Below are 19,384 nucleotides of genomic sequence, written 5' to 3'. Positions count from 1 at the left end.
AGCGCCTATGACTCTGCGAACTCTGTCTGCCGGCCTGATCGCCGCATCCTTCCTGCTGGGAGGATGCGCGCATCAGCCGAATACGGACAACAACCCCCGCAAAGGCGGCTTTTTTGAAGGCCTGTATGGGGTGTACGGCGGCGATTACGAAGCGCGTAAGGTCGGCAAAGAGCGTGAGCTGGGCGAGGTTAACGCAGAGACTGCGGAAGTCGAAGCCGGCAACCGCGAGCTGGAAATGACCAAAGCCGAGCGCACGGCGGCGCTCAAGATTCAGCGCGCAGAGTTGAACAAGCTGAGAAAGCAATTGGACAAGGCTTCCAATAACCTGTCCGCGCTCAAGCAAAAAGTGGGCGCGCAGGAATCCAGCAAGCAGGAACTGCAGGATAAAGTCGCCGAACTGGAGTACGCCATGAATAACCTGAAGGTTAAGCTCGGGCGCGCCGAAGTCGGCAGTGAAGTCATGTCGGCGGCCGACATGGCCTCGCTGGAAAATCAGCGCGACAGTCTGCTGGATGAATATCAGTTGCTGCAGGAACGCGCGGACCTTCAATTGCAATGATCCCGGGAAGACGCTCTGCGCTTCCATGCCTGTTATTGGCGGCCGCCTGCGCTTCTGCGGCGGCCGCTTCTCTCGACACTATCGTCAATGAAAACTGGTATGCGAGCGATGCCGCCAAGGCGCTGCTATTGCAGGAGCGCAAGGATTTGGCGCGACTGCTGCCATTGCTGGACCCCTATGGTCTGGTGATTCCCCCCGAGCGCGCGCGGCGCGGACTGGGCGGAGTGGAATTCGCGCTAGGTCGTCAGCGCTTGATATACCCGCTGCCGGACTGCGGATTGGAGCAAGCGGGAGTCAACCGTCCTTTCATTTGGCTAAATCCCAGTAAAATCAGTCCTGACAGTGAAATCGTTCTTGTCGAAGGCCGTTGGCCTGACCAGTCAGAAAGCTGGTCCCATCAGGTGCGTTTAGAGCCCTTCAATGCGCCGGATATGATCGTCGACGCGAAGCAACAAACGCTGACCTTATTCCGTATTGACGCCCGCTCAACCCGCGCCACCCTCAATCGTCTCAGCGTAAGGTTGAAAGAAGGGTATACCCTGGATCTGCGTTACTGTCAGGGCGGCGACTTATACGAAACCATCGACATACTTTCCGATTGGCTGCCCGAAGACAAGAAAATCGCGGAGTTGATCGCCGCCAGCGGGGAAAAGTATGAGTATTACAGCCAGAAAACCGCAAACCACCCGGCGGCTCCAGGCGTCATTCTGCAAAGCGAACTCACCGCCAGCGCATGCGAAGTGATGGCGGGCGCGCTGAAGACGCATATGGACGTTCCCATTGCGGGGGCGCCTTCCTACGGCAAATGCTGGTCCCAGCAGGAATTCATGCTGAACGATGGCAGCCGTTTGCATTTGACCACCCACTATTACGCCTACGCGCCGGACTTTGAATGCCGCGGCGCCGGTATCCCGGTGGATCAGGCTATTCCGGCGCCGCGGCGATTTCTTCCCGCCGCGGTGCTTAAAGGCCTGCCGCAACGGGAAGATTAACGCTCAGCTTTCAGCCTGCGTTCGAAACCGCTGCTGAGGCAGCGGTGCCTTTAACGCTTCCTGGCCTGCAAATGGGCCTTTCTGTCGATAGTGCAATCCGCCTGTGCTCCAGCGCCTCAAAATCTCATCAATGATATCGGGATGACTTCCCAGGTGAAGCCGCACATAGGGGGCCGGGGCCTGTTGATTGAACAGCGACGCGCATAACATCGTGCCGGTAGCGTAGAACAGGTCGTCGCGGAAGTGATCAATGCCGGCGGGTTCTTTCTGGTAGACCTCGGGCACGGCGAAAATCATGTAAGACGTGGAGGGGCCGATGCAGACTTCGTCTTGCGGCCAACCCAGGTGCGTCACCAGAAACTGTTTCACATGTTCTTTCTGTCGTGCGTACTGCAGCCCGGTTTCTACCGTCCAGTCCGCGGCGTCTTGGGTGGCCAGCCAGGCGCACATGACTTCCGCGTTGTGGGTATTGCAGTGATAGCGGTTGATCCAGGATTCTCGCGCTAGCTGACGCAACAGCAGGGGAGATGTCGTGATCGCCGCCACGCCCATGGTGTTGCAACTGAATTGCTTGCCGAAGGGGCGCGTGGAGACCCAGCGTTCAAACATGCCGGAGCGAACCAGCGCGTTGTCTCCGCCATGTTGATCAAAAGCCTGCAAGAGCGCCTTCAGGTGGTTCACTATTGGCGTTCTGGGGTCGTGCACATTGAAGTAGGCGTCATCCAGGAGCAAATAAGCGGACTCCTCGGCGCAAACCTGTAACAGGTGCTCCGTCACTTCCGTCGGCCACTGCATGCCGGTGGGATTATGCTGCGGGTTGCTGACGGCGAGCGCAATGCGTCGGCTTTGCAGTCCGCGCAGGTCGCCGATAATGTCTTTCCATTCCGATAAATTGGGCCGCCAGCCATGTTGCGGCCGGATGGGCAGATAGACCACTTCAAAGCCCACATCTTTGAAAATCCCTCGATAGTCCCAGCTGGGTGTGGGAACCAGCGCTACTGGCGCGGCTTCAGGCCAGCGAGCCTTAAATTGCCGATATGCGACTTTCGCCAGATCGTACATGGCCATGCGCGTCGTCATCGCCAGACAGCCAACGTCAATACGGCCGGCGAAGCCTTGCAGCAGCGAATGCAGATCATGCTCGGCGAGAATCAGGCGATGCAGGAAGTCGCGATGACGCTGAATGCCGTAACCACACTCCGCGTACCCCATATCTTCAGGGCGAAAGGTGAACTGATTGATAAAATCCAGAAATCCCGGGCAGACCCCGTTCCAGTGTTCGCCTTTTACTGCATACAGCGGCGGGCCATGAGGCTCGCCGGCGTCGATATAGTGATGATACAGCTGCTGTTCGGGAGAACATTGTCGCAATTGCTCGGAGTCATTGCGCAGGTGATCCGCCGCTGCGCGAATGTGACGGCGCATAAACGGCGTGTGTAAGGGGGGAGCAGGTATATCGGAATGGTCGGAAGTAGAACGATCGGAAGGGAAAGGGGCGTCTTGACGCTCAAATGTGCGTGACATATCGGACCTCCATTTCTAACGACTGCATAGTAAAGTTTAGTTTTTCGCCGCAGGGCGTCCATTGGGCGTTAAAATTATTCCTCATTAGGATTGCCGCTGCATTGATTTCGATGCTATGTTTGCCCACATGAAACTCATCAATCTTTTTTCGACCACCCGCACCACCACCAAATGGCTTGGAGGGTAGTGCGCGTCTGAAGAAAAAGGACCCTCCGAGCGAGAGCCGGAGGGTTTTTTTTCGCCTTCTTGTTTTCGTTTCGGGTCCTGAACTTGTACTGAAAACGAAGCCGTAGGAGGCGAACCATGAAAAATCATCGCGATATCGCAGAAGAACTCGATCTATTCCATTCAGAACCACAGGGGCCCGGTATGGCGTTCTGGCATCCGCGCGGCTGGCGGATGTTCCGGACTGTTAAAAACCATATTCGCGCCGCCTATGAAGCCGAAGGCTTCCAGGAAGTGGCCACGCCGCAGCTTTTGAAGCGGGAGCTGTGGGAGACTTCCGGACATTGGGAAAAATACGCCGATGACATGTTTGTCGGCGCCGGGTTTGGTGACGAGCCGGAATATGCGCTGAAGCCCATGTCCTGTCCAGCGCATATTCTGCTGTATAAGCGAGGCGTGCGCAGTTACAAGTCTCTGCCATTGCGTTTGTTCGAGTTTGGCTCGGTGCACCGCAATGAACGCTCCGGGGCCTTGAACGGGTTGATGCGTCTGCGCCAGTTCACTCAGGACGACGCACACGTTTTCTGTCGCTGGGATCAGGTCAGCGACGAGATTCAGGCGTTTTTGCGCCGGGCCGAGCGCGTGTATGCGGATTACGGATACGGACGCCCACAGGTATTCATATCCACTCGCCCGCAGCGGGACTACTTTGGCGCGCCGGAAGATTGGGAGCGCGCCGAACTCATGCTGGCGGCGGCCTGTGAAGCGGCTGGCGCGGAGTTTGTCCGGCAGGAAGGCGAGGGCGCATTTTACGGTCCCAAGATTGAACTGGCGCTCAAGGACGGGCAGGGGCGTCAATGGCAGATGGGCACTATCCAGCTGGACTTCAACATGCCGGAGCGCTTTGACCTGCATTATATCGACGCCGCCGGCGAACGGCGCCGGCCGGTGATTTTGCATCAGGCAGTGTATGGCTCCATTGAGCGTTGGATCGGCGTGCTGCTTGAGTCTTATCAGGCGGCGCTGCCGGCCTGGGTGCATCCGCAACCGGTGGTGCTGGCGTCAGTGGGGCAAGACTCAGTCGCCTATTGTGAAAGCGTTGGCGATTTGTTGAGGCGTCACGGCGTCCCCGTTGAAATGGACCTGGACGATGTTTCCCTGGCGAAAAAAATGAAGCTGCTGAGGCGGAGCAGAACGCCCGTTGTCTTGATCGCCGGCGCGCAGGAAATGGCGGACAACTCCATCGTAGTGCGTCGACGTGGCGGTGAGCAGGCGCTGGCGTCGCGGGAAGATATCGTTGCGATCGTGAGGGAAGCGCTGGCGGTCGCCAACTCAGTGGATGCTGTTGGGCGCGAATCTGCTCATGAGACGGCGCTGGCAGACTAATGGCTGGCAGAGTAGCGGCTTGCAGAGTAACGGGAAAATGAGACGGCTCACGCCGTCCCATTACTATGACGTCCTGGCTACTGGCTACTGGCTACAGAGAGACGCCTAATACGCGGAATTCCAGCAAGCTGGTCCAGTCGCCGTCATAGACATTGGCGTCGTTGACGCGGATGCGCACGTAGCGCCCCGCGGCATCGACCTCATCGTGGTTAGGCGCGTCGATGGTTCCCGGAGTGGCGTTGTCATTGCGATCCACGATCTGCGTCCAGGGGCCTGCGGCGGCGTCGCTGATTTCCACCACATAGTGATAAGCGCGATCTTTGTAGGCGACTGACTCAACCGCGCGGATTTGGGCCTTTGAGCCCAGATCCACGGTCAGCGCTTGGGGAAAATATTTCGCCGACCAGCGCGTCTCCACATCGCCGTCCACGGCGCGACTACAGCCGTTGCCGTCCTCTTCATCGGTGCAGGAAACCGGTTTGCCCTGGGCGAGATTGGTCACTGTGGTTGAGCCGCCGTCGCTGGGAGGCTCGCCTCCGGGGGGCGCGCCGAATTCGATTTTATCCAGGTCCGGCGCCCAGGCGCTGGTGTTGTAGAAGCGTATGACGTTGTCTCCGGCGTCGAGGAACAAGCTGTCCTCGTACGCCTTAACCTGACTCCAGCCGCCTGAGTTCATCGCGGCGGAGTCCTCTCCTGCGCCATTGACGCTCCAGTACAGGGTGCGGGTTTTGCCCGAAGTGAAGTGCAGTGTCATGGGATAGTAATCGGCGCTTTTGGCGTTGACTCTGAACTCCGCCCAGTTATCGCCATTACCGATGTAGCCCAGGCCTTTTCCGCCGGACATAAAGGATTTCGACAGGATTTTGGCCTGAGCGTGCAACCCGGCAGTCTCCGCTTCTATGGTTGTGACGTCGGGCTCGCCGTCGCCGGGTCCGTCTCCAGAGCATTGGTCGTCGCCCTCGGCGATGCAGAAATCGTTAAACAGCACCTTTTCGTCCCGTAGAGAGGATTTGTTGTTGAGACTGCGATAGATGCCCCATTTGGGGCGGACGAAAGGCTTGTCGTTGAGCCACATATCAATGTCATTGGAACTCCAGGACATCAACTCCTGGCCATCGCGCAGACGTTTGATGCTTAGGCTGTAGGTTCCGTGGTCGTCAAAGCGGGAGGTTTCGATGACCTCCACCCATTCGCCCATAAAGGGCTCCAGATCCACGATTTTGACCTTGCCGAGATTGACGCTGTCTGAATTATGAATGAGCTCCATTTTGTTGGGGCTGCCGGCGCGAGGCGTCAAGGTTATCAACGGCATACCGCCGCCGTCCCCTTTGATTTGGTGAACGTGAGTGAAGCTATTGGACGGCTGGAAGCCTGAGTCCAGCTTGAACTTCCATCTGTAAGTATGTGTTTCGTCTAGGGTTCCTTTTAATTCGTCAGGCGAAGAGGATGCCGTTTTCACCTCTGTGCGCTGACGGTCGCTGTTGATGCAACGGTCGTCGTCTTCGTCCACATGGGCAAGAAAGGCGAATACATGCGTGTTCAGCTCAGCATTCCATTCTTCCGCAATATGTCTGCCGGTATGGCGACAGTCCGGCGTTTCAGGATCAGCGCCGAGCTTTTCGACGAAGAGCTCATAAGTGTTGCCCGGACCATCGGCGGAAACGGTGACCGCCGCCTGGGCGGTGGCGCTGGCCAGAGTGGTCAGAGCGAAGGAAGCCGCCAGAGCGGAGGCGGATGAGCGCCACGGTTTACGAACGACGGCGCAGGGCGGCGTCGGGATAGGGGGGACGGTTGAGGTGTTCATAGTAGTTCCTTCCTGCTGTTCTTATATCCGGGCGGTTTGGGCGGCAGTACGGATGAGTTCCGCCAACAATGAAAATCATGGCGCACTGCAGCGAAACAACAAGAGTGTAAAAAGATGACGGCTGCTCCAATACCCTGGATGGCCTAAGGAGTAGGTGATATTTCGTTTGGAATAAGCCGTAATTGTTTGTCTAATTAATTTAAAAACAGTTGGTTATTGATTATTTTTAAAGTTAATTGGCAAGGTTGGGAGAGTCATTGTCATCTCCCAAAGTGTTCCCAAATGCAAGTTGGCGGGACGGCGTTGACCCGCGCTCAGTAGATGGGAAGAGGGCCATGCTCTTTCACGGAGCGGATGGCGAAGCTGCTGTCGATGTTATTGACGGCGGGCAGGCTTTGCAGGCGGCGCACCCAGCGTTCGTATCCCGGCAGATCCGCGCTGACCACTTGCAACAGGTAGTCGAACGGACCTGATACGGTGTGGCAATTCACGACCTCGTCCATATTACGCACCTTTTCTTCGAAGTCGGCGACCACGGACTCTGTGTGCCGGCTTAAACGGACATGTACGAAGATGGTGACCCCCAGTCCCAGTTTGGTTCTGTCCAATTGCGCCCGGTAGGTCTGAATCAGTCCGCTTTCCTCCAGGTGTCTGACGCGTCGGGCGCAAGGCGAGGAGGAAAGGCCGACTTTATCCGCCAGTTGCGCCGTAGTGAGTCGGGCGTCCTGTTGCAACAGATCCAATAACTGTCGGTCTATCCGGTCAAGATTTGCTCTCTGCATGCGATTAGCTCCAATCACTACAAATTGATAATTTATTGGCTTAATGAGCTAATTATGCGCTATTTGATCGTGAAAGTTGCCCGTTTTCGCCTCTTAATTTCCATGATAATGGGAAAAACAACTAACGAGGCATCCCTATGTCCGCCAGTGCGTCCATTAACGCTCACTCTGAGGCGTCCCTGACCCGAGTCACTCCCATCCTGTCTGACTCGAAGCAAAAATTGCTGGGTTATGGCGCTGCTTGTCTCACTGTGTTGATCTGGTCCAGCTATTTTCTCTCCCTTAAGTTTGGCGCGCTGTCGCCCCTGGGTATTTTCGATCTCGCCTTGTTTCGCTTCTGTATTCCCGGTCTTATCCTGATGCCTTTGCTGATCAAACGCCGGCATCGCATTCTCGCGGCCCCCAAACTGTACCTGCTGGGCGTCATGTTGGGGGCGGGGCTGCCGTTCTTTCTGTTGAGCGCCGCCGCCATGGGCTGGGCCCCGGTGGCGGACGGCAGCACATTGATTCCCGGAGCTGCGCCTTTGTTCGTCACGGGAATGGCGGTGCTGATCTTCAAGGAACCGCTGTCAGTATGGCGTCGATATGGATTGCTGGCGGTGGCGGTGGGCGCCTCCTGTTTCCTCTATTCCTCTTTGTCCAACCCTTCCGGCGACCTGTGGCGCGGTCATGTGCTGTTCTTATTCTGCAGCGCCATGTGGGCGGTGTTTACGATTTCCGTTCGACAAAGCGGTTTGAAGCCCTTGGAGGCCGCAGCGGTAGTGACGACGCCGAATGCGGCGCTGCTATTGATCTGGGCGCTATGGAGCCAGCCCGAATTAGCCTGGAGCGACATGCCTATGATGGAGTTAACGGCGCAGATGCTGGTGCAAGGCATTGGAGTAGGGCTGGGAGCGGGCTTTCTGTACAGTTTTGCGATCTCGCGACTGGGCGCCGAAATTACCTCCGCCATTGGCTCCATGACGCCAGTTTGCGCCACTTTGCTGGCGGCGGTTATGTTACAGGAAAGCGTCGAATTTGCTTCCCTGTTGGGACTGGGCTTGGTAACCTCAGGCGTCATTTGCGCCAGCGGCCTGCTGAACCGGGAGAAAGCCTGAGCAGGTTAAGCGGCGGCGCCTAAAATCACTGAATTTCCAACGTCAATCACTCTATCAGATGGAGTAAAAAAACATGTTCGAGCGTTTAAGCGCCCCCAAGCAGGACCCGATCCTGTCCATCAGCGTTGCATTCAAGGAAGACCCCCGACCCAATAAAATCGATCTGGGCATCGGCGTATACCGCAACAGCGAGGGGCAAACGCCGATCATGGCCGCTGTGCGCGAGGCGCAACTGGTGCTGGCGAACACGCAACAATCGAAGAGCTATGTCGGTCTGGCCGGTGACGAAATCTTCAACAAAGCGATGGTTGATCTGTTGTTGCAGGGAACCAAATTGCACAGTCGCGCTGCAGGCGTGCAGACGCCTGGCGCCAGCGGCGCGTTGCGTATGCTGGCGGATCTGCTGAAACAAGCGCGCCCGGACGCCACCGTCTGGATCAGCTCGCCCAGTTACGTGAATCACCGCCCGGTGATGGAAGCGGCGGGTCTGACCGTGAAAGAGTACCCCTACTTTATCGCCGAAACCAAAGCGGTGGACGAAGCCGCCATGCTGGCTCAGGTTGAGCAGTTGGGCGAAAGCGATGTGCTGTTGCTGCACGGCTGCTGCCACAACCCCACCGGCGCGGATATTTCCCTGGACGCCTGGAAACGCATTGCGGAACTGACCAACTCGAAAGGGTTTCTACCGTTTGTCGATATCGCCTATCAGGGCTTCGGCGATGGCCTGATGGAAGACGCGGCTGGTTTGCGCATCCTGGCTGACAGCGTGGAAGAAATGATCATCGCCACTTCCTGCTCGAAGAACTTTGGCCTCTATCGCGAGCGCACCGGCGCGGCCATCGTTATCGGCAAAACCATGGAAGAGACCATGAAGGCGCGGGGACGCATCCTGGAAATGGCGCGCTCCACTTACACCATGCCGCCAGATCACGGCGCGGCGATTGTGGCCATGATTTTGAATAATCCGCAGTTGAAAGAAACCTGGTTGACCGAACTGCAGGACATGAACGCCCGCATCAAACGTCTGCGTGAACAACTGGCGATGGCGTTCCAGGCTGCGACCGGCAGTGATCGTTTTGACTATTTCAAACGCCACAAAGGCATGTTCTCCGTCACCAGCCTGAGCGATGAGAAAATCGCTATGCTGCGCCAGGAACATGGCGTGTATCTGGTCGGCGGCGGCCGCTTGAATGTAGCGGGCCTGAGAGAAAGCGACATCGACGCGGTGGTGAAGGCCTTTATCGCAGTCGGCGCTTGAAAGACCAACCTGGCGTCACCTCATAAAAAAGCCCCGCGCGGATGGGCGCGCGGGGCTTTAAGGCATCCTGCCGGTCAGGCGCAGTTGCGGACGCCAACAGGCTGATCCTGCAACTACGCCGATTCCCTTTCATCTTGAAACGAACGCCAGGCCGGCAGCGGGTCAGGGTAGGTCACCCAGACTTTTTCGCCCTGAGCCAGTTCCGCATCCGTCAATAAACAGGCGTCGAGTTCGGTTCGTAATCGGTCCCAATCGATTCCCTGTCCGATAAACACCAGCTCCTGTCGCCGATCACCGTAAGGCTCCAGCCAGTTACCGCGAATCAGACGCAGGGAGTCTTCATCCTGAGGCCAGTATTCCTGTGGCGCACCAGCCCAGAACAGGCCTGCGTAACTGTAACGCATCACGCCGCCGGCCTGGGACCAGCTTCCGGCTTCATACGGGCGGCTGGCCAGCCAGATATACCCTTTGGAGCGCAGCAAACGGCCATTATTCCAGTCTCTTTCCAGAAATTGCTGGAAGCGCTCAGGATGGAAAGGGCGACGGGCGCGGAAACTGATGCTGCCGATGCCATACTCCTCGGTCTCCGGCTTGTGCTCGCCACGTAACTCCTGCAGCCAACCCGGCGCGCGGGAGGCTTTCTCAAAATCGAATCTTCCCGTGTTTAACACTTTAGACAGCGGCGCCTGTCCCATCAAGGCCGCCACGATATCGGCGTCCGGGTTAAGTTTGCGCAGTACGGAAAACAACTCTTCCCGTTCCGCCTGACTGATCAGGTCAAGCTTGCTCACTACCAGTACGTCGCTGAACTCGATCTGCTCCACCAGCAGTTCGGCGACATTGCGCTCGTCTTCAGCCCCTAACGACTCGCCGACCTCCTGCAACGTAGCGGCGTTTTCATAATCGCGCATGAAATTGACGCCATCCACCACCGTGACCAAGGTATCCAGACGGGCGATATCCGCCAGGCTCTCGCCATGTTCATCCCTGAACGTAAATGTCTCGGCTACCGGCAGGGGTTCGGAGACGCCGGTGGATTCAATGACCAGATAATCGAAACGATCCTCCCGCGCCAGACGGGACACCTCCTGTAGTAGATCCTCACGCAAGGTGCAGCAGATACAGCCATTGCTCATTTCCACCAGCTTCTCTTCCGCGCGATTCAGATTCACCTCGCGATTGATCTGGTTGGCGTCAATGTTGATTTCGCTCATGTCGTTAACGATGACCGCGACTTTGAGGCCGTCCCGGTTTTGCAGAATATGGTTGAGCAGGGTGGTTTTTCCTGCGCCGAGAAATCCCGACAGCACGGTCACAGGTAATTTACGCATGGTATGACTCCTGGGGAGATAAATAGTGTGTTTTGTAAATGTTATAACATAACAAAAAGACTATTTTGTCAACAAAGTTAAAACTCACAAAGGGAAACAAGAATATCGGTCAAAATTTGTTCGGGTGTTTTATAATTAACAACAGAACTGGCGTTATGAGAGGAATGCCTCTTCTGCAATTCAGCCCACCATCTCTCCTTGGCTACCTCGGAGCTTCAACAATGTCCCCTGTGAAAGTTTCCAAGCTCACCGTGGCGCTCATGTTTAGCCTGTTGTTTTTGGCTGCGCCTGCTTATTCCGCTTGCTCCAAATCCCTGGTCATCAATCAGGCGAATTGGAAGCCTTATATGTACGTGAAGGAAAACGGAGAATTTGCCGGTTTGGACTATGAACTGGTCAAAGCCATATTGGATCTCGCCGGCTGCGAGTATACGTTCGTGCGGATTCCCTCCAAGCGGGCGTTATTGGAACTGGAGAAAGGGCGCGTGGACATGGTGGCGGGCGCCTCCATTACGCCGGAAAGGGAAGTGTACGGGCGCTTCACCGTCAGTTATCGGGATGAAACCATGGTGATTTTCATCCGCAAGGAACAGCAGAACTATTACCCCGCCTCAAGCCTGAATGAGCTGTTGAATAACTATCAGCTGATCTTCGGCGCTGTCATCGGCGCCTATTATGGGGCGGAGTACGAGCTGTTGGATCACGCCTCGCTGGCGAAAGACAACCGCCTGATCCTGATGAAAGACAACGAACGACTGCTGGATTTACTGGTGTTGAACCGCCTGGACGCTATCGCAGGCGATCGGGTCAGTTTGAGCGTCATGGCGCGAACGCTGGGCATTGCGGAGAAGGTGGCCATTCATGAACACCTGTTGAATCAGGATTTCGTGCATTTCCTGTTAAGCAAGAAGTCCACGACGCCGCAGGACCGGGAGGTGCTGAACAGCGCTATTCAGACGTTTGTTAAGTCGGATGAATATAAATATATTCTCAGCCGTTATGGACTGGAGCCCTATACCCGCCCTGGCTCGGATAAAGTCCTGCACGACTTTTATCTGGATCAGCTGGAAAAGGCGGAACAGAACTGAGCGGAACTGAGATGAGATTGCGGCGACTCCGCGCAGATGCGCGGAGTCTGTCGTTTCAGGCATAAAACCTGAGAAAATGTCTGACGTTAGTCAGATCAAGGAGTCAGCACCTCAAACTCCTGACCGGTTTCGAACACGAAGGCCCGACCGGGACATCCTTTAGCGTCAAAGTCATACCATTTTGCATGCAATGAACCATCCGTCGTCTTCGTGTAGCCGCAGCCCCGATCGGGGTTGGGCTCGTTCAGGTTCCAGTGCACATCACAGCCGCCGTTGTCGACAAACCCCGTAGAGGTTTTCACATAGCGGCAGTCCTCAGGCCAGATACAGGACAAAGTCCATAAGCCCGCGCACTTGATTTCCTCTCCCGCCATCACAGCGGCGTTATATTGCTCGTCGACCACCTGAATTCCCTCTATTGTGGCGAATTCCTGAGCCTGTATCGCTGCGCTTAACAACAGCGCGCTCGTCAGCATCATGCCTTGTTTGAAATAAGTCATTTTTTCTCCTTTATTATGTTCGCCTAGTCCTATTGATTGGCTTAAAACGACCGCGCAGAGACGTATCCTGACGCCTTCTGCGCTTTGCGGCGCTCCACTCCAGGTGACATCCAGAGGGGAGCGTGCGGATGTATTTTTAACACAGTTATTGTGACGAAATATTGTATATTTCCGGCATTTTGAATTGCGCCGGCGCTGTCGTTTCAGACATCTAAAGGAAGCCAGTAATTCGCGGGATTAATTGTTCCAGAACAGGAGGTCGGGAGAGCATAAAATCCGCTATAATTTTCTCGTCATCCGCGCCATTATGGCGGACAAAAAAGGATATCCCGGACAGGAAATATGAAAAAACATGGAACGCTTTTTTTCTTAGTCGTCTTTACCGCCCTGATGGCCTTGCTGGTCGGCGTGTACTGGCAGGAAATCGAACGCAGCGTCGACGCCAAAGATACGCTCGCCCTGGGCGGCACCAAGATGAAATACAGGGAAACCCTGAAGGTGCTGCTGTGGAAGGGCTATATTCCCGACTCCGTGCACAAGAAAATTCAGCAGGATCTGAATATCAACATAGAGGTCACCACCTTCGATTCCGATGCGGAGTTCAAAAAACATCTGAATCTTCACGGCAACGACGACAAGAATCCCAACGATCCAGAAATTCCCTTCGATATCATCATGCCCACGGACTACATGGTGTTGAGTCTGGCGGAGAAAGGGCTGATCGAGAAAATCAACTACGACAAGATTCCCAACTACCGCAATATCGCGATGAACCTGCGGCGTCAGGATTTCGCCAGAAGCCTGTTCGACTACTCGGTGCCTTATATCTACGGCAGCCTGGGCATTGGTTATAACTACTGGGAAATCGGCAATATCGTTTTTAATTGGAAGATGTTGTTCGAACCGCAGTCGAACACTTCTCTGAAAGGGTTGATAGCGATTTCGCCGGACGCCCGCATCAGTCTTGGCATTGCGCTGCTCGCCATGGGCAAGTCGCCCAATTCCACAGATGAGGACGAAGTACAAAAGGCGGGGGAATATCTGAAAACGGCTATCGCCAAATACGATATACGCATGATGAACTCCGGCATGGGCGACATGCTGGCCAGTCAGGACTTGTTGCTGACCATGGCCTGGAGCGGTGAAATTGCGGAAGCGCTCAATGAAGATCCGGACGTCAGCGGCATTAACAGCCTGGCGGCGAAAATCGTGCGTTTCTCTCTACCTGATGAGGGCGCTCTGGTGTATTTCGACGCGCTGGCGATTCCCAAAACCTCCACCAAGCAGGAACTGGCGCTGGAATACATCAACTGCTTGCTTGATCCCTTTATGTCGGCGGACGTCACCAACTACTCTTACTTCGCCACCGTCAATCAACAGGCGGAGCCTTATGTGAAGACCGAGATCGTGAATGGCCCGGCCTACTTCCTGCCCACTACCACCGGTCCTGTGTTTATCCGCCAGTACCTGGGGGATGACGAGAAGATCTACGACACCGTATGGCGCGACGTCATGCGCTTTTACTTCGAACATCTACGCAAGCAGAACTACTACAAAACCGAACGCAGCCAGCACCAGCTCTGGAAGTTCTGAGGCGACCGTCAATCGACGGTCACCCCCACATCCTGACGTTGTTCAATGCCTTCCCCCAGATTCTTGGTGCTGGGTTTGGCGGTTGGCGTTGAAGGGATGATGACGTTGGAGGGCGCGGACGGGTCGCTTGCTCTCGGCTGTGCTGTTGGCGTTGCGGAGGAGGTCAGGGCGTCGTCCGTCTGAGCGATGTTGGTGGACTTCAGGCTGGAGGCGAATACGGACGACAGGTCTGAAATGCCCACGGGAGAACTGGGCGCCGCCGCAGTGGTTGTATCGCCGGCGGTATTCAGAATCAACGGCAGACCGTCGGTGCCGCTGCCGCCAATCACCACTAACTTGGCGTTGTTGGATTTCGCCAGCTCCAGTGTGGCGCGAATACCCTGATAGCGCAGATATTCCGGCGTTAGCCCTTCGTTGACGTTTTTCTGGAACTGCTGAATCCCTTGCGACTCATACTGCTTGCGCTGAATCTCCAACTGCTCCCGCTCCAGAATATAGGTGTACGCCAGAGCCTTTTGTTCCTCTTCCAGTTTGGTTTCTATGGCGGAGGCGACAGTGTCCGGCAGATGAATTTCCTTGATCAGCAGATCGTCCAGCACGATATGCCGTTGTTGCAGTTCGGTCAGCGCCATCAGCACGATGTTCTGAATGATGTTGCCCTGGGTGGCGTAAATGTCGTCCGGTTCATACTCGCCCAGCACCCGACGAATAATAGCTTGGGTTTCCGGTATCACCACCCGGTCGATGTACTCCGGTCCTACATACTCATGTAACAGATACAGCGTCTTGCGATTGGGGGAGAAACGCACGGACGCGCGCACCCGAATCAGCAGGCCGTTTTTACTGAGCACGGTGAAGATGGTTTCCCGCTGCTGCACCCGCACTTCGTATTTGTACATGATGTTGAACGGGTTGATGATGTGCAGCCCGCCGCCGTAGACCCGCTGCTCCACGCCGTCGTCGAAGCGTTTCCAGAGCACGCCGGCTTCCCCGGGGTAAATATTGATGAAGATGCGGTGAAATAAGTAGGCGACAAGAAACAGGAAGATAAAAAACAACACGATGAGAGGGACCTTGGCGCGGCGCCAGAATGGCCGCCAACGCGTCATGAATCTCTCTCTCCAGCGTTTATTTCCCTTACTTCTCATGGATGCCGTCGCATTCATACCCAAAAGTCCCTTCTTGAACCAAACGTCCGCACTCTCCTGACGCTGGAGAGTTAAATGTGCAGACTAGGATTTGTGATTATTTTGCCAGCGTCGAGTTTGATCACCCGGTCAGCGATATCGAAATAATGATCGTCGTGGGTGGCCGCGATAATGGTTTTACCCTGCGCCTTCATTTCGGGAAGGATGGTCTCATAGAAATAGCGCCGGAAATCCGGGTCCTGATCCGCCGCCCATTCATCGAAAACATAGATCTGTTTGTCCTCCAGCAAGGACACAATCAGCGCCATACGTTTCTTCTGGCCGGTGGACAGCTTGATGTCGCTGATTTCGTTGTCCTTGATCTGGCAACGCTCTGACAGTTTCATCAGCTCCAGCAGGCGCTTCACTTTGCTGCGATCTTTGACGTCCACGCCATACAGATGCTTGAACAAATGGAAGTCGGAAAAGATGACGGAATACAGGCTGCGGTATTGCAGCATGTTGTTGGCGTGCAGGGGGCTTCCGTCCAGCAAAATACTGCCGGTATCGGGTTGGTATAGCGCCGTCAGCAGCTTGAGAAAGGTGGACTTGCCGCTGCCGTTGCCGCCGATCATGAAGATGATCTCGCCCCGTTTGATCGTCAGATCGATAGGCCCGACGGTAAAGCCTTTGGCTTGTCCCGGGCCTGGCTGTCCGTTTTCGTTGTAGCTGAATTTGAGGTGATCGCAGCGAATTTCCTGGAACGGCGCTTCCTGATTCTGTGCGAGGGCGTCCTCATCGGAGAAGTGCGTCAGTTGGTCCGATTCCATGCTGCGCAAACCGTCCAGCTCTGTCTCCAGACGCTGAATATTGACGATGGCCACGTTGCTTTTGGCGATCAATGGCGCCACGCCGACGATTTCGCTCAAGGGGCCGATGACGAACAGCATGATGGCCGCCAGCTTGGGAATGCTCTCTGTGGAAGAGGCGCTGATCATCGGAATCAGGAAGATGATGGACGCCATCAGAATAAAGGTGAAACTCTGGGTGAAGACGTTGAGGTTGTTGTACGCCAGACCGGTTTCTATTTTCAGCGTCTCCATACTGTTGGAGAGCGGCAGCAAACGCTCCTGGTAGAAACAGTTGCTTTTCGACGGGTTGATCTTCAGCTCCTTGAAGCCGTCCAACAGTTCGCCAAGAGCGTCGAAATACTCATTCTGCTTCTCCGACGCCATGTGCAGCTTACGGTGCAATACGCGCTGACGAGCGAAAAAATAAAGCAGACAGAGCGCAGTGGTCAGCACGGTGAGGAGCAGGGCGGTGGTGGACACATAAGCAATGAACATCAGCGCGAATATCACCATCACAAAAGAGCCGATGGCGTTGATAATGAAGGGCGTATATTGCGACAGCGTCAGGGTTTCCGTGTTCAACACTGAATACATACGACCGCGGCCCACTTTCTCAAACGCGCGCAGATCCGTTTTGCGGATCTTATCGGCGATGCGGGTGCGGATGCGCTCAAGGACATGCTCCACCTGGGTGGTGTTGTAATTGAGGGTATAGCGTTTGCTGAGCCAGAATGCGGCGAGGGCGACGGCGAACATCAGCAGGTAGCGGAAGTTCAGTTCATGGGGGGCGGCGTGTTGCGCGGCGTGAATAACGATGACGGCGATGACGCCGTTGAGCATACCGCTGACCACCACCATCGCCAGCGCGTAATAATTGAAGTCCGCGTGTTCCCGTTTAATAAAGTTCAGAAATTCCATATAACGCAGCGACCGCCCATGTCCGGGTGATAAGGGATTCTTTTTGTATTTCTGTCAGACGGGTGCTGGGGGAAGAATAGATAGAGAGCGGACAAAGCCCTGTAAATACAGCATTTTCCTGTTTTTCGATCACCCTTCCATAGTGTGCGAAATCATTCTAGGAGCTTTGCGCCGATATTTCTAATATTTCCTGCACTTGCGCGCGCGGAAAAATATTTTCTGAGAATCCGCTACCGATTTTTTCTCGCTTAACTATACTTATCGCTACCTTGCTCGCGCAGGGGGCGTCCCGTCTGGTCCAAAATTTATAGAAAGGACTGATTTAGAAGGAAAAATTAATTTTTCCGGGAAGCCCCTCCAGAGCAGGGCGCAGCCCGTCAGGGAGTTCAACAAGGGCTGTCGCAGCCGCACGTATGGGCGCCAAAAACGTGCGGAGGTAACCTCATATAACAACAAGATAAAAGTTGATAAGCGACATGGAAAAACTTGCTGACGTCGAGGCGTGTCCCGTTGATCGTCTGGATATCTCTCAAATCACCCCCCAATTGTTTCACTCGGAATACCGGCGCAAAAGTCGCCCCCTGATCATCACCGGCGCTCTGAACGACGCCAAAAACTGGTCCCTTGAATTTATGTGTCGCGAGGTTGGCGATCGTAAATTTCCCGTGCGCTGCTACGGCCCTGGACACTTCAACAAGCCCAAATCGGAATGGAGCAAATACTGCGATTATCAGGAGATGAAACTCGCTGATTATGCATTGCAGCTGACCAGCGATTACGCGCGCAAGAACAATCATTACATGGGACAGGTCGCCATCGGCGATACGCCGCTGGCCAATGTGCTGCGAGGCGCGCTGGGTAATATTTCCGAGCGTTGCGATATGCAGAAAGCCACGGACATGTTCCTCTGGCTGGGGCCCAGCGGCCACACCGAACCGTTGCATTGGGATTGCGGGGAGGGCACGGTGCTGATGCTGCACGGCGCCAAGAAAGTGGTGCTGTTTCCGCCGGAACAAAGTGAAAACCTGTATCCCTTCTCACTATACGGCAGCCCCGCTGCGCCCTGGTTCAGCAAGGTCTACGTGGCGAAGCCGGATTACGACGCCTACCCGAAACTGCGGGAAGCCATGAAACACAAAATCGAGCTGGTGCTGCGTAAAGGCGAGGTGCTGTTCATCCCCGTGTACTGGTGGCATGAACTGTCCAGCATCGGCAAGGATTTCTACACCTGCTCGGTCAATCGCTTCTGGCGGGTCAAGCCGTTCTCCCGTTTGACCAGCAATAAACTGGGACTGGCGCTGTACCTGTCCCAACTGGGTCTGATGACCGTTAATGGCGTTATCGACGGTTTGCGCAGACCGGCTGATGTGGTTTAGGGGTTAGAACGCGACGGGGTTATCAGGATGATCGCCTGAGGCTCCGTCGTCGCTCTGTCGTATCTTCCGCCACGCCCCCAATAAAATCTCTTCCCAAGGAGATGCCTGTCATGAACAAGGAAAAGAGTTACGGCTTGCAGTCCGAGGTGGAACGTCTGGATGCAGAGGACAGTGAAAGGTTCGCCGCGTTATGTCAGGAGTCATCGCGACCGGTGATTCTGAGCGGAGGCGCGCTGGCGTGGCCGGCGCTGGAGAAATGGACGCCGGATTACTTTCGACGACGTTTCGCCTCGCAACAAGTGCGCCCGTCCTTGCAGTTGCCCGCCTATGGCGCTCCCTATTTCAGCACCGAAAAACATCACCGCAGAGAGATGTACCTGAGCGAGTTTATCGACATTCTGGAGACGGGCGACGCCTGTTATGTCGACCAGACCGACGTGCACTCTTTTAGCGGTCTGGAGGAGGATTATTGCTACCAGCAGTTTATTCCTCCAGGGCTGAACTTCACCAGTCTCTGGATCGGCTCCAAGACCCGCTCGGGACTGCATTACGACAATATGGACAACCTGTTCGTGCAGGTTTACGGAGAGAAAAAAGCGATCCTGCTGGCTCCGCAGGAAGCGCGTAATTTATATCCCTTTGGCGACTGCATCTCCAAGAGTCGGGTAGACCCGGAACGTCCTGATCTGATGCATTATCCCCGCTTCGCCAAGGCGCAAACCCTGATTGCCCGCCTGCAACCCGGCGACATTTTATTTTTCCCCCGTGGCTGGTGGCATCACTTTTCGTCCCCCGGGCCGTCGATCTCGCTGTCCTGTTGGTATGGCGCGCCGCTCACCATCGCCGAGCAGGCGCGCGGGGTGAATCTGGCGGGGCGGCATTTATGGTTTCGCATCCTCCGCGACTTCCTCTGGCACGGTGTGTTAGGCCGCGCTTACAACCAGCGATTATTTAGTACGCCTCCTACCGGCAAGCTGCTTTATGACTTGCTGTTCGCACCCAAACGACTGACAAAAACCGAATAAAAGGAATG

Annotated in this window: 15 protein-coding genes and 1 pseudogene; 9 read left to right on the top strand and 7 right to left on the bottom strand. The window is 55.4% G+C overall.

The features are described from left to right. Positions 1-7 precede the first annotated feature (7 nt). Together KP814_RS24105 and KP814_RS24100 are read left to right on the top strand one after the other, a co-directional pair. On the top strand, positions 8-559 hold the full coding sequence (locus KP814_RS24105) for a hypothetical protein (RefSeq protein WP_216739172.1): 552 nt from the start codon (positions 8-10) through the stop codon (positions 557-559). Continuing rightward, positions 556-1,551: a S41 family peptidase gene (locus tag KP814_RS24100; RefSeq protein WP_216739171.1), complete on the top strand. Its 996-nt coding sequence runs from the start codon at positions 556-558 to the stop codon at positions 1,549-1,551. Before KP814_RS24105 ends, KP814_RS24100 begins: the two co-directional genes overlap by 4 nt. A gap of 3 nt (positions 1,552-1,554) precedes the next feature. Here the strand turns inward: KP814_RS24100 and KP814_RS24095 are convergent, their stop codons facing one another. After that, the gene (locus KP814_RS24095; protein ID WP_216739170.1) at positions 1,555-3,075 is read right to left on the bottom strand and encodes a pyridoxal phosphate-dependent aminotransferase; all 1,521 of its coding nucleotides are present in this window, start codon (positions 3,073-3,075) and stop codon (positions 1,555-1,557) included. Between the two features lie 300 nt (positions 3,076-3,375). Here KP814_RS24095 and thrS point away from each other — a divergent pair. Further along, a pseudogene (gene thrS, locus KP814_RS24090) lies at positions 3,376-4,626 on the top strand (threonine--tRNA ligase); the annotation flags it as partial. A gap of 91 nt (positions 4,627-4,717) precedes the next feature. On the opposite strand, the gene KP814_RS24085 reads toward thrS, so the two are convergent. Together KP814_RS24085 and KP814_RS24080 are read right to left on the bottom strand one after the other, a co-directional pair. Next, positions 4,718-6,430 carry a discoidin domain-containing protein gene (locus tag KP814_RS24085; RefSeq protein WP_216739168.1) on the bottom strand — a complete coding sequence of 571 codons (1,713 nt, stop codon included), beginning with the start codon at positions 6,428-6,430 and terminating at the stop codon, positions 4,718-4,720. A 314-nt stretch (positions 6,431-6,744) separates the two neighbouring features. Then, positions 6,745-7,212: an Lrp/AsnC family transcriptional regulator gene (locus KP814_RS24080; RefSeq protein ID WP_216739167.1), complete on the bottom strand. Its 468-nt coding sequence runs from the start codon at positions 7,210-7,212 to the stop codon at positions 6,745-6,747. 137 nt (positions 7,213-7,349) lie between these two features. Here KP814_RS24080 and KP814_RS24075 point away from each other — a divergent pair, with 137 nt between their 5' ends. Together KP814_RS24075 and KP814_RS24070 are read left to right on the top strand one after the other, a co-directional pair. Next, positions 7,350-8,309 carry a DMT family transporter gene (locus KP814_RS24075; RefSeq protein ID WP_216739166.1) on the top strand — a complete coding sequence of 320 codons (960 nt, stop codon included), beginning with the start codon at positions 7,350-7,352 and terminating at the stop codon, positions 8,307-8,309. Positions 8,310-8,382: 73 nt separating this feature from the next. Then, positions 8,383-9,567, top strand: a complete 1,185-nt coding sequence (locus KP814_RS24070; RefSeq protein ID WP_216739165.1) for an amino acid aminotransferase — start codon at positions 8,383-8,385, stop codon at positions 9,565-9,567. A gap of 113 nt (positions 9,568-9,680) precedes the next feature. Here KP814_RS24070 and zigA read toward each other — a convergent pair whose 3' ends face one another. Further along, positions 9,681-10,898: a zinc metallochaperone GTPase ZigA gene (gene zigA, locus KP814_RS24065; protein WP_216739164.1), complete on the bottom strand. Its 1,218-nt coding sequence runs from the start codon at positions 10,896-10,898 to the stop codon at positions 9,681-9,683. Positions 10,899-11,119: 221 nt separating this feature from the next. On the opposite strand from zigA, the gene KP814_RS24060 reads away from it, so the two are divergent. Then, a complete protein-coding gene (locus KP814_RS24060; RefSeq protein ID WP_253938609.1) occupies positions 11,120-11,986 on the top strand; it encodes an ABC transporter substrate-binding protein in 867 nt (288 codons plus the stop codon). A 95-nt stretch (positions 11,987-12,081) separates the two neighbouring features. On the opposite strand, the gene KP814_RS24055 is transcribed toward KP814_RS24060, so the two are convergent. Beyond that, positions 12,082-12,486 carry a hypothetical protein gene (locus tag KP814_RS24055; RefSeq protein ID WP_216739162.1) on the bottom strand — a complete coding sequence of 135 codons (405 nt, stop codon included), beginning with the start codon at positions 12,484-12,486 and terminating at the stop codon, positions 12,082-12,084. 342 nt (positions 12,487-12,828) lie between these two features. Here KP814_RS24055 and KP814_RS24050 point away from each other — a divergent pair, with 342 nt between their 5' ends. After that, positions 12,829-14,079 carry a spermidine/putrescine ABC transporter substrate-binding protein gene (locus tag KP814_RS24050; protein ID WP_216739161.1) on the top strand — a complete coding sequence of 417 codons (1,251 nt, stop codon included), beginning with the start codon at positions 12,829-12,831 and terminating at the stop codon, positions 14,077-14,079. Between the two features lie 8 nt (positions 14,080-14,087). On the opposite strand, the gene KP814_RS24045 is transcribed toward KP814_RS24050, so the two are convergent. Both KP814_RS24045 and KP814_RS24040 read right to left on the bottom strand, forming a co-directional pair. Continuing rightward, on the bottom strand, positions 14,088-15,188 hold the full coding sequence (locus KP814_RS24045; RefSeq protein ID WP_216739160.1) for a prohibitin family protein: 1,101 nt from the start codon (positions 15,186-15,188) through the stop codon (positions 14,088-14,090). Positions 15,189-15,298: 110 nt separating this feature from the next. Beyond that, positions 15,299-16,975, bottom strand: coding sequence for a cyclic peptide export ABC transporter (locus KP814_RS24040; protein ID WP_216739159.1), 1,677 nt, complete (start codon positions 16,973-16,975; stop codon positions 15,299-15,301). Positions 16,976-17,451: 476 nt separating this feature from the next. Here KP814_RS24040 and KP814_RS24035 point away from each other — a divergent pair, with 476 nt between their 5' ends. Together KP814_RS24035 and KP814_RS24030 are read left to right on the top strand one after the other, a co-directional pair. Beyond that, the gene (locus KP814_RS24035) at positions 17,452-18,351 is read left to right on the top strand and encodes a cupin-like domain-containing protein (RefSeq protein ID WP_216739158.1); all 900 of its coding nucleotides are present in this window, start codon (positions 17,452-17,454) and stop codon (positions 18,349-18,351) included. A 110-nt stretch (positions 18,352-18,461) separates the two neighbouring features. Continuing rightward, positions 18,462-19,376 (top strand): cupin-like domain-containing protein, encoded by a 915-nt coding sequence (locus KP814_RS24030; protein WP_216739157.1) that lies wholly within the window; start codon positions 18,462-18,464, stop codon positions 19,374-19,376. The last annotated feature ends 8 nt before the right edge of the window (positions 19,377-19,384 follow it).

This window comes from Hahella sp. HN01 (genome assembly GCF_018986435.1).
Classification (GTDB): domain Bacteria; phylum Pseudomonadota; class Gammaproteobacteria; order Pseudomonadales; family Oleiphilaceae; genus Hahella.
This window is presented reverse-complemented; position numbering and strand designations above follow the sequence as displayed.